11 protein-coding genes are annotated in these 8,300 nt (G+C 74.2%); 9 read left to right on the top strand and 2 right to left on the bottom strand.

Features of this window, described 5'->3' with window-relative positions; translation table 11 throughout:
* Positions 1-70: 70 nt before the first annotated feature.
* Positions 71-769 carry a DUF4142 domain-containing protein gene (locus AX737_RS07930; RefSeq protein WP_066920412.1) on the bottom strand — a complete coding sequence of 233 codons (699 nt, stop codon included), beginning with the start codon at positions 767-769 and terminating at the stop codon, positions 71-73.
* A gap of 175 nt (positions 770-944) precedes the next feature.
* Between AX737_RS07930 and AX737_RS07925 the strand changes: the two genes are divergently transcribed.
* The 6 genes from AX737_RS07925 to AX737_RS07900 all read left to right on the top strand — a co-directional run bounded on the left by AX737_RS07925 (position 945) and on the right by AX737_RS07900 (position 5,738).
* On the top strand, positions 945-2,078 hold the full coding sequence (locus AX737_RS07925) for an acyltransferase (RefSeq protein WP_066920410.1): 1,134 nt from the start codon (positions 945-947) through the stop codon (positions 2,076-2,078).
* Positions 2,079-2,115: 37 nt separating this feature from the next.
* A complete protein-coding gene (locus AX737_RS07920) occupies positions 2,116-2,979 on the top strand; it encodes a universal stress protein (protein ID WP_066920408.1) in 864 nt (287 codons plus the stop codon).
* A gap of 75 nt (positions 2,980-3,054) precedes the next feature.
* Positions 3,055-3,657, top strand: coding sequence for a hypothetical protein (locus AX737_RS07915; RefSeq protein ID WP_066920406.1), 603 nt, complete (start codon positions 3,055-3,057; stop codon positions 3,655-3,657).
* Between the two features lie 95 nt (positions 3,658-3,752).
* Positions 3,753-4,169: an HIT domain-containing protein gene (locus tag AX737_RS07910; protein WP_066920404.1), complete on the top strand. Its 417-nt coding sequence runs from the start codon at positions 3,753-3,755 to the stop codon at positions 4,167-4,169.
* Between the two features lie 19 nt (positions 4,170-4,188).
* Positions 4,189-5,088, top strand: a complete 900-nt coding sequence (nudC, locus tag AX737_RS07905; RefSeq protein ID WP_066920402.1) for an NAD(+) diphosphatase — start codon at positions 4,189-4,191, stop codon at positions 5,086-5,088.
* Positions 5,085-5,738 (top strand): glutathione S-transferase, encoded by a 654-nt coding sequence (locus tag AX737_RS07900; protein WP_066920400.1) that lies wholly within the window; start codon positions 5,085-5,087, stop codon positions 5,736-5,738. Before nudC ends, AX737_RS07900 begins: the two co-directional genes overlap by 4 nt.
* 6 nt (positions 5,739-5,744) lie before the next feature.
* Here the strand turns inward: AX737_RS07900 and AX737_RS31930 are convergent, their stop codons facing one another.
* On the bottom strand, positions 5,745-5,987 hold the full coding sequence (locus tag AX737_RS31930; RefSeq protein WP_082772943.1) for a hypothetical protein: 243 nt from the start codon (positions 5,985-5,987) through the stop codon (positions 5,745-5,747).
* Between the two features lie 191 nt (positions 5,988-6,178).
* Here AX737_RS31930 and AX737_RS07895 point away from each other — a divergent pair, with 191 nt between their 5' ends.
* From AX737_RS07895 to AX737_RS07885, 3 genes are all read left to right on the top strand, one after another.
* Positions 6,179-7,096, top strand: coding sequence for a 50S ribosomal protein L11 methyltransferase (locus AX737_RS07895; RefSeq protein WP_066920398.1), 918 nt, complete (start codon positions 6,179-6,181; stop codon positions 7,094-7,096).
* Between the two features lie 48 nt (positions 7,097-7,144).
* Positions 7,145-7,327: an Rmf/CrpP family protein gene (locus AX737_RS07890; protein ID WP_066920397.1), complete on the top strand. Its 183-nt coding sequence runs from the start codon at positions 7,145-7,147 to the stop codon at positions 7,325-7,327.
* 143 nt (positions 7,328-7,470) lie between these two features.
* Positions 7,471-8,300, top strand: an 830-nt coding sequence (locus AX737_RS07885) for an aminopeptidase P family N-terminal domain-containing protein (protein ID WP_197430494.1), incomplete at its 3' end; no start/stop codon positions are given.

The following is an 8,300-nucleotide window of genomic DNA, read 5'->3' as shown; positions in this document are numbered from 1 at the left end:
GGGCGCTGCCGCCCGCCGCTCTCGCGCAGTCCGAAGCGATCCCCGGCCCGGAGGCCGGGGCGCCGTATCATTACATCGAGCGGGCGCCCGGGAGACGCTGGGCCTCCTGATAGTGGTGCTGGTAGACCGGAAGCGCCTGCTGGGCGTAGGCGCGCAGCGCCGGGTTCGGGCCCGAGGAGGCGTAGGCCTGCGTCATGCCGATGGCCATCTGATGCGACCGCAGCTGCTGGCTGACGTAGAGACGATCGAAGCGCGGGCCGGCCGGGGTGGCGGAGAGCTCGGCCAGCATCGCCTGCTGCTCGGGGCTCGGCTGCACCATCGTGCCGGCCGTGGTGTCGACGTCCATGCCGCCGACGCGGCTGCCGACCGCAGCACCGCGGGCCGCGCCGCTGCCGAGGCCCTCGAGGCCGCCCACCGGACCGCCCTGGAGGGTGCCGCCGACCACGCCGGCCGCCGCGCCCGTGGCCGCGCCGACCGCGCCGCCCGCGACCGCCAGGGGCGCGCCGATCAGGCCGCCCGGGCCGGCCATCGGGCCGTTCATGTCGCCGCCCATGAGGGCGTTGTTGGCGGCGCGGTGATCGCGGACCGCCTCCTTGGCGTAGGCGCGGACCTGCGGGTTACGGGACTTGGCCAGCGCCATCTGGCCAGCCTGGATCTCGAAGGCGTTCGCCTGCATGGCCTGGACGCGGTAGTCCATCATGCCCTGCGCCATTGCGGGGGCGGAGACCGCGACCATGAGCGCGGTGGCGGCAGCATACGTCTTGAACATCGCAAACCTCGAATAAAGACAAACTGGGCGGTGACCGGCCTGCATACGGCGGCGCGGTCTGGAGCCGTCCGGAATGACGGCTTCGCTTCTCGCCTAGAACGGAGGTTCTGCGGCTTTGTTCCTGGCTCGCGCGGAGGATTTTCATCTTGTTCCGGTGGGTCGTGCGGGGATTGAGATGAGACTTCACGGGATACAGGTCCTGCGCGGAGCCGCGGCCCTGATGGTCGTCCTGCACCACCTGCGGCACGAGTTGGCGGCGCTCGGCCTCGGTGCGGACGCGCTCGCGCAGCTGCCCTTGTGGGCGGGCGTGGACGTGTTCTTCGCGATCTCCGGCTTCATCATCGTCCACGCCACCGGGCCGGCCTACGAGGGTCCCGGCGGAAGGCGCCGCTTCCTCGCGCACCGGGTCGCCCGAGTGGTGCCGCTCTACTGGCTCGTCACCCTCGCCTACCTCGCCGTGGCGCTCGTCCTGCCGCGCGGCCTCGGCGATGCCGGGGCCGCGGCGGGGGACCCCGCCTATCTCGCCGCCTCGTTCCTGTTCTGGCCGGCGGCCCGCCCGGACGGCAGCCTGCAGCCCCTCTACGGGCTCGGCTGGACGCTGAACTACGAGATGCTGTTCTACGCCCTCTTCGCGCTCTGCCTGGGGCGCGGACGGCGCGCCGCGGTCGCCTGGACCGGCGCCGCCTTGGCGGGGCTCGTGCTGTACGGTCGGCTGGCGGAACCGGCGGCGGCGGCGCTCCGGTTCTGGTCGGATCCGATCGTGCTCGAATTCCTGTTCGGCGCCGCCGTCGCCCTCATATGGGAGGCGGGGCTCCGGCTCGCCCCGCCGGCGCGGCTCGCGCTCGCGGCGGCCGGCATCTGCGGGCTCGCCCTCGTCGGCGGCGGCGAGGTCGCGGGGTTCGCGCGCCCGCTCCTGGCCGGACTTCCCGCGGCCTGTCTCGTCGCCGCCTTCGCTCTCGGGGACCCCCGCCCCGCGCACAAGGTTTGGGATCCGGCCTGGATCGGCCCGCTCTCCCGGCTCGGCGACGCGTCCTACGCGCTCTACCTCGTCCATCCCTTCTGCCTGCGGGCGGTCCGGGAGGGCGTGGCGCGCGCCGGGCCGGCCGCGCCGCTCGGCGCCTGGGGCGTGGGCGCGCTGATGATCGCCTTGAGCGTCGCGGCGGCGGTCCTGACCTACCGTCTCGTCGAGCGCCCGGCGACCCGCGCGCTCCGCGCCCGCCTCGACCCGGCGCCCGGCGGGGCGGGCCGGATCCCAAACCTTGTGCGCGGTCGCGGGACCTCTGTTTTCCGCGGGCCGGAACCGCACTAGCCTCCGGCCCGAACGCCGCAGGCTTGAGGACCCGGCCATGAAGACCCTGCTCGTACCCGTGGCGCTGCACGACGCGCTGCCCTCCGTCTTCGAGACGACGCGCCTCGTGGCGCAGCGCTTCGGCAGCCTGATCGAGGGCGTGTCGCTGCGCCCGGCGCTCGCCGAGTACGTGCCCGTCGACATGGTCGGCGGCATGACCTGGCTGCGCGACGAGGAGGCCGACCGGGCCGAGGCCGAGGAGGCGGGCGGGCGCTTCGTCGCCTTCATGGACCGGGCCGGCATCCCCCGCCACGCCCGCGACGGTCTCTGCGTGCCCGAGAACGTGGCCGGCGCCGGGCCCCGCTACCGCTGGCGCCAGGACGTGCCGGCCGGCGACGGCTTCCTGGGCCAGTACGCCCGCCTGTTCTCGATGACGGTCGTCGGGCGGCCGGGCTCCCAGGACACCTCCCCCAGCATGGCGACCTTCGAGACCGCGCTCTTCGAGGGCGGTCGCCCGATCCTGCTCGCGCCGCCGACCGCGCCGACGGAGCTCGGCCGGGCGATCCTGATCGCCTGGAACGGCTCGACCGAGACCGCCCGGGCGGTGGCCTTCGCGATGCCGTTCCTGCACAGGGCCGAGCGCGTCCGCGTCCTCAGCGTCGAGGGCGGCACCGTGCCGGGACCGAGCGCCGAGGACCTTGCCCGGGCGCTCGCCTGCGAGGGGATCGCTGCCGACCACAGGGCGCTTGCGGCCGGGCGGCGCACGCCCGGCGAGACCTTCCTGGCCGAGGCCAGGGATTACGGCTGCGACCTGCTCATCAAGGGCGCCTACACCCAGAGCCGCCTGCGCCAGATGATCTTCGGCGGCCCGACCAGCCATCTCCTGGCCCATGCCGACCTGCCGGTGCTGATGGCGCATTGAGGTGCGCGGCGAAGCCGGCGGGAACCGGCGCCGGACAGGCACGTTGCGGCAGCGCCACCGGGAGCGCCTGACTCGATGCGACACCGTCTCGCCGGCCTCTGCGCCGGCCTTCTCGCTGCCCTCTCGCCCGCCCTGGCGGGCTCGGTCATGGCGGACAACCCCCTCGCCCGCCTGCGCGGCACCGTGGAGATGCGCACCAACGACACGCTGGTGATGCGGCCCTACGGCGGTGGGACGATCACCGCCTACATGAACCCGAAGACGCGCATGCTGATCGCCAACGCGAGCGTCGTGCGCGACATCAAGCCCGAGAGCTATCTCAGCGTCCTCTCGGCCCCCGGCGAGCCGGTGGAGGGCGTCGTCATCTACTCCCCGTCGGAGCGCGGCTTCGAGGCCGGCCGCCAGCCCTGGGACACGAAGCCCGGCGCGACCCTCACGGCCGGCTGGGTCGTCACGCGCGACGGGCGCGATCCGGTCAGGGTCCGCCTGCACAATCCCGAGGGGGATACGCAGTTCGACTTGTCCGCAAACACGCCGACGACCCAGATCGGGCCCGGTGAGAAGGCGCTTCTCGTGCCCGGCGCCCACGTGGTCGTCTTCGCCCGCACCGACGGGAGCGGCCTCCTGAACGCGGACACGATCGTCGTCGGTCGCCAACGCGCGCGGCCGGCGCTCTAGGCGCCGGCGCGCCGGCCCGGGATGCCGGGCGGGGCTCGCCGCAATGCGCGTGTCCCGCCATCGCGGCCGACCGTCCGGCGCCCTACAATCCCCGCATGACCGATGCCTTCGATCTCGACCCCCGCCTCGCCGCCGACACCGTTCCGGTCGGCGACCTGCCGCTCGCCCGCGTCCTCCTGATGGACGATGCCCGCTTCCCCTGGCTGATCCTGGTGCCGCGGCGGCCGGCGGTGAGCGAACTCACCGACCTGACCCCCGAGGATTCCGCCACGCTCTGGCAGGAGGTCCGCATCGCGGTCGGCGTGATGCAGGCCCTCGCCAAGCCCGACAAGGTCAACGTCGCGGCCCTCGGCAACGTCGTGGCGCAGATGCACGTCCACGTGGTCGGGCGCTTCTGCTCGGATCCCGCCTGGCCCGGCCCGGTCTGGGGGCACGGCGAGCGCCGTCCCTACCCGGCTCACGCCCGGGCCCAGCTTCTGGAGCGCGCCGGCGCCCTGTTCGCGGCCGCGTGAGACCCCCGTGAGAACACAGATGCCGGACCCCTCCGCCACCCTCGGCTTCGCCCGCAGCCGCCTCCTGCGCCACTCCTCGGAACAGCCGGAGGGTGCGGTGCCGGACTTCTCCCCCGCCGCGCGCCTCGTCGCGCTGGCCGGCGACCGCCTCGTGCTCCGGGCCGGCAGCGCCGTCCTCGACCCCGCCGCGCTGGACGGGACCGAGCCCACCGCCCGCATCTTTCTCGGCACGCTCGACGGGCGCCCGGTCTTCGCGGGACGCCTCGATCCCGACGCCGTGCCGGCCCTGGAAGCGCGCGGCCTCGCCGCGCAGGACCTGCGCAGCATCGCCACCGAGGGCGCGGTCGAGCCCGAGGAACTGGGTCTGCTCGCCACCGCCAAGTCGATGCTCGACTGGCATGCTCGCCACGGCTTCTGCGCCAATTGCGGCGCCCCGACCGCGGTCGAGGCCGGCGGGTTCCGGCGCGCCTGCGCGGCCTGCGGCGCGCACCACTTCCCCCGCACCGACCCGGTCGTGATCATGCTGGTCCGGCGCGGCGACACCTGCCTGCTCGGGCGCGGCGCGCACTTCAAGGAGGGGATGTATTCCTGCCTCGCCGGCTTCCTGGAACCCGGCGAGACCATCGAGGCCGCGGTCGCCCGCGAGGTCTACGAGGAGACGCGGGTGCGGGTGGCCGACGTGACCTACCTGGCCTCGCAGCCCTGGCCCTTCCCCTCCTCGCTGATGATCGGCTGCATCGCCGAAGGGCTCGACGGGGCGATCGTCACCGACCCGGCCGAGCTCGCCGACGCGCGCTGGTTCGACCGCGAGAGCGTGCGCGCGATGCTGGAGCGGCGCCACCCCGAGAACCTGTTCGCCCCCCCGCCCATGGCGATCGCCCACACGCTGATGCGCGCGTTCCTCGACGAGGCCCGATGATCACCGTCCACCATCTGGAGAACAGCCGCTCGCAGCGGGTGCTCTGGCTCCTCGAAGAACTCGGCCTCGACTACGCGGTGGAGCGCTACGCCCGCGACCCGCGGACGATGCGGGCGCCGCCGGAACTCACGGCGATCCATCCGCTCGGCAAGTCGCCGGTCGTCGTGGAGGACGGCGCGGTGATCGCCGAGACCGGCGCGATCGTCGAGTACCTCACCGGCCGCTGCGGCGGCGCGCTGGTGCCGACGGGCGAGGCCGAGCGGCGGCGCTACACCTACTGGCTGCATTACGCGGAGGGCTCGGCCATGCCGCCCCTCCTGCTCAAGCTGATCTTCGGGCGCCTCGCGCCCGGCAGTCCGGCGCTGATCCGTCCGATCGTGCGGGCGGTCGCCGCCAAGGTGCAGGCCGGCTTCATCGACCCGGACCTGAAGCGCCACGCCGCCTACTGGGAAGCGGAGCTGGCGCGTGCGCCCTGGTTCTGCGGCGACGGCTTCAGCGCCGCCGACATCCAGATGAGCTTCCCGCTGGAGGCCTTCGCCGCCCGCGGCACGGGCGCCGGGCCGCGGGTGCGCGACTGGCTCGCGCGCATCCACGCGCGGCCGGCCTACCAGCGGGCGCTGCGCCGCGGCGGGCCCTACGCCTACGCGTGATCGAGGTCAGCCCCGGCGCGGGCCATCGGCGATCTCGGCCGGGCCCGCTTCCGTCGCGGAAAGCCGCGCCTGCTCGGACCTGTGCAGGCGGCTCAGCTGCACCAGCAGCGTGCCGGGCAGAGGCCCGTCCAGCGTCTCCATAAGGCTCGACGCGGCATGCTCGGCATGGGGGCGTCGGGCCTTCGACAGGATCGTATTGTCGTTGAGGACAACCGGCCCGCGTTGGACGGATCGTCTGGTCTTGGTCACGCTTGCACCCACCCTCGACGGTCGAAGCGACTCGGAGAAAGCCACGAGCAACGCGGCATCCCCTGCCCGGTTCCGCGGCACATACGAACATCATATGACCGTTGTGCCGTCGCATCAGGCAGGCGTCGGTACGAATCGAACGGGGCGGGCGAGGAGTGGCGAGCGGCCGCACCCGGTGGTAGAGGCGGCCCATGATCGAAGGCCTGCCGCCCCACCGTCCGACGCACGTCCTGCGCCTGATGACCGACGAGCGCTCGGCGCGCGCGATGACGGACCTGCTCGGCGAGATGTTCGACCCGACCGAGACCGCGGTCGCCGCCTTCGAGGCCGAGGACGGCGTGACCTGGCGGCTCGAGGCCTACTTCGCCGACGAGCCGGACGAGGCCTACGTCCGCGAGCTGATCCGCCCGGTCGTCGGCGACGGGGCCGACGCCGCCGAGTTCCGCAGCATCGACCAGCAGGACTGGGTGCGCGCCTCCCTCGAGGGGTTGAAGCCGGTACGGGCCGGCCGCTTCCTCGTCCACGGCGCGCACGACCGCGATTCGATCCGGCCGAACGACCTCGCCATCGAGATCGAGGCGGCCTTGGCCTTCGGCACCGGCCACCACGGCACCACGCTCGGCTGCCTGCGGGCGCTGGTGGGCGAACTGAAGAAGGGCCGACCGGCCCATGTCCTCGACGTCGGGACCGGCACCGGCATCCTGGCCTTCGCGGCGGCCAAGGCGCTCCACGCCCCGGTCGTGGCGGGCGACCTCGACGGCGAAGCCGTCACCACCGCCCGCGCCAACGCCCGGCTCAACGGGCTCGGGCCCTACCTGCGGCTCTACCACGGCGGCGGCGTGCAGCACGCCCTCGCCAACCGACCGCGCCGCTTCGACATCGTCTTCGCCAACATCCTGGCCCGGCCGCTGAAGCGGCTCGCCCCGAGCCTGACCGCGGTGGTCGCCGACGGGGGCGCGCTCATCCTCTCGGGGCTGATCGAGCGCGACGTGCCGGGCGTGCTCTCGACCTACCGCCACCGCGGCTTCCACCTCGAGCGCAAGGGCGTGATCGAGGGCTGGGTCGCCCTGGTGCTCCGTCGCGGCGGTGCGGCAGCGCGTCCGCGCTGAGTCCGTCGGGCCCGTGAAACCGCGCCCGCCCGCCCGCATTCTCTCCGCATGAGTGAGCGGCATCCCTCGACCTCCGACCCGGCCCGGGAAGGCGCCCGAGCTCGGGCCCACGGCCGCCCGAAGGATGCCTGCCCCTACCCCGCCGGCTCCCCCGAGCGCCGCGCCTGGCTGGAGGGTTACGACGGCGCCCCGGACGACCGGGCGCCCGACCTGCCGGCCGACCGCACCTGAGGCGAGGCCGGCGCGCGGCGACCGACCCGCGCACCGCCCTTTTCCCTGACGCCCGCGGCGGCACCGAGGGGGATCCCCCGACGCTCCGCGAGATCGTGAGCCCCGGCTGTTGCGGCCCCGGCCCCGGCGGCCATACTGGGCGCATGAGCGAGCGCCGCCATTTCCAGACCTTCGACGATCCGAGCCACCGCAAGGGCCCCGAGCGGGTGGCGGCCGTCCGCGCCGCCCTGCGCGAGGCGGGCGTGGACGGCTTCGTGGTGCCGCGCGCCGACGAGCACCAGTCCGAGTACGTGCCGGCCGATGCCGAGCGGCTCGCCTGGCTCACCGGCTTCACTGGCTCGGCCGGCACCGCGGTCGTGCTCGCCGATCAGGTCGGCCTCGTGGCCGATGGCCGCTACACCCTCCAGGCACCCGAGCAGGTCGACACCGCGACCGTCACGGTGGTGCCGCTCGCGGAGCGGACGGTCGAGGCCTGGATCGGCGAGAACCTGGGTTTCGGCGCGGTGCTCGGCTACGATCCCTGGCTGCACACGCCGGACGGCGTCGCCCGCCTGGAGCGCGCCGCCGAGAGGGCCGGGGCGAGCCTGCGGGCCCTGCCGCAGAATCCCGTCGATCTCGCCTGGGCCGGGAGGCCGAGGCCCCCGGCCGGCCCCGTGGTGCCGCACCCGATCGTCCACGCGGGCGAGCAGGCGGCGGAGAAGCTCGCCCGCGTCCGGGCCGAGCTGGAGGGCGCGCGCTGCGACGTCCTCGTCATCTCGGACCCCCACAACCTCGCCTGGACCTTCAACCTGCGGGGCTCGGATGTCGGCCACACACCCCTGGCGCTGGGCTACGCCATCGTGCCGCGGGAGGGCGCGGCGCGTCTCTTCCTGACCTCCCCGCGGATCGATCCCGCCCTGCGCGAGGCCCTGGCGCCGCTGGCCGAGATCGAGCCGCGCGCGGCCTTCGAGGACGCGCTGGCGGGGCTTGGCCC

Source organism: Methylobacterium sp. CCH5-D2, assembly GCF_001556475.1.
GTDB classification, from domain to species: domain Bacteria; phylum Pseudomonadota; class Alphaproteobacteria; order Rhizobiales; family Beijerinckiaceae; genus Methylobacterium; species Methylobacterium hispanicum.
The sequence above is the reverse complement of the archived record's forward strand: the minus strand, read 5'-3'. Positions and strand labels throughout refer to the sequence as shown.

Excerpts from the sequence above, each read along its gene's own strand:
- AX737_RS07930 (WP_066920412.1), bottom strand. The coding sequence starts at position 769 with ATGTTCAAGACGTATGCTGCCGCCACCGCGCTCATGGTCGCGGTCTCC.
- AX737_RS07925 (WP_066920410.1), top strand. The coding sequence starts at position 945 with ATGAGACTTCACGGGATACAGGTCCTGCGCGGAGCCGCGGCCCTGATG.
- AX737_RS07920 (WP_066920408.1), top strand. The coding sequence starts at position 2,116 with ATGAAGACCCTGCTCGTACCCGTGGCGCTGCACGACGCGCTGCCCTCC.
- AX737_RS07915 (WP_066920406.1), top strand. The coding sequence starts at position 3,055 with ATGCGACACCGTCTCGCCGGCCTCTGCGCCGGCCTTCTCGCTGCCCTC.
- AX737_RS07910 (WP_066920404.1), top strand. The coding sequence starts at position 3,753 with ATGACCGATGCCTTCGATCTCGACCCCCGCCTCGCCGCCGACACCGTT.
- nudC (WP_066920402.1), top strand. The coding sequence starts at position 4,189 with ATGCCGGACCCCTCCGCCACCCTCGGCTTCGCCCGCAGCCGCCTCCTG.
- AX737_RS07900 (WP_066920400.1), top strand. The coding sequence starts at position 5,085 with ATGATCACCGTCCACCATCTGGAGAACAGCCGCTCGCAGCGGGTGCTC.
- AX737_RS07895 (WP_066920398.1), top strand. The coding sequence starts at position 6,179 with ATGATCGAAGGCCTGCCGCCCCACCGTCCGACGCACGTCCTGCGCCTG.
- AX737_RS07890 (WP_066920397.1), top strand. The coding sequence starts at position 7,145 with ATGAGTGAGCGGCATCCCTCGACCTCCGACCCGGCCCGGGAAGGCGCC.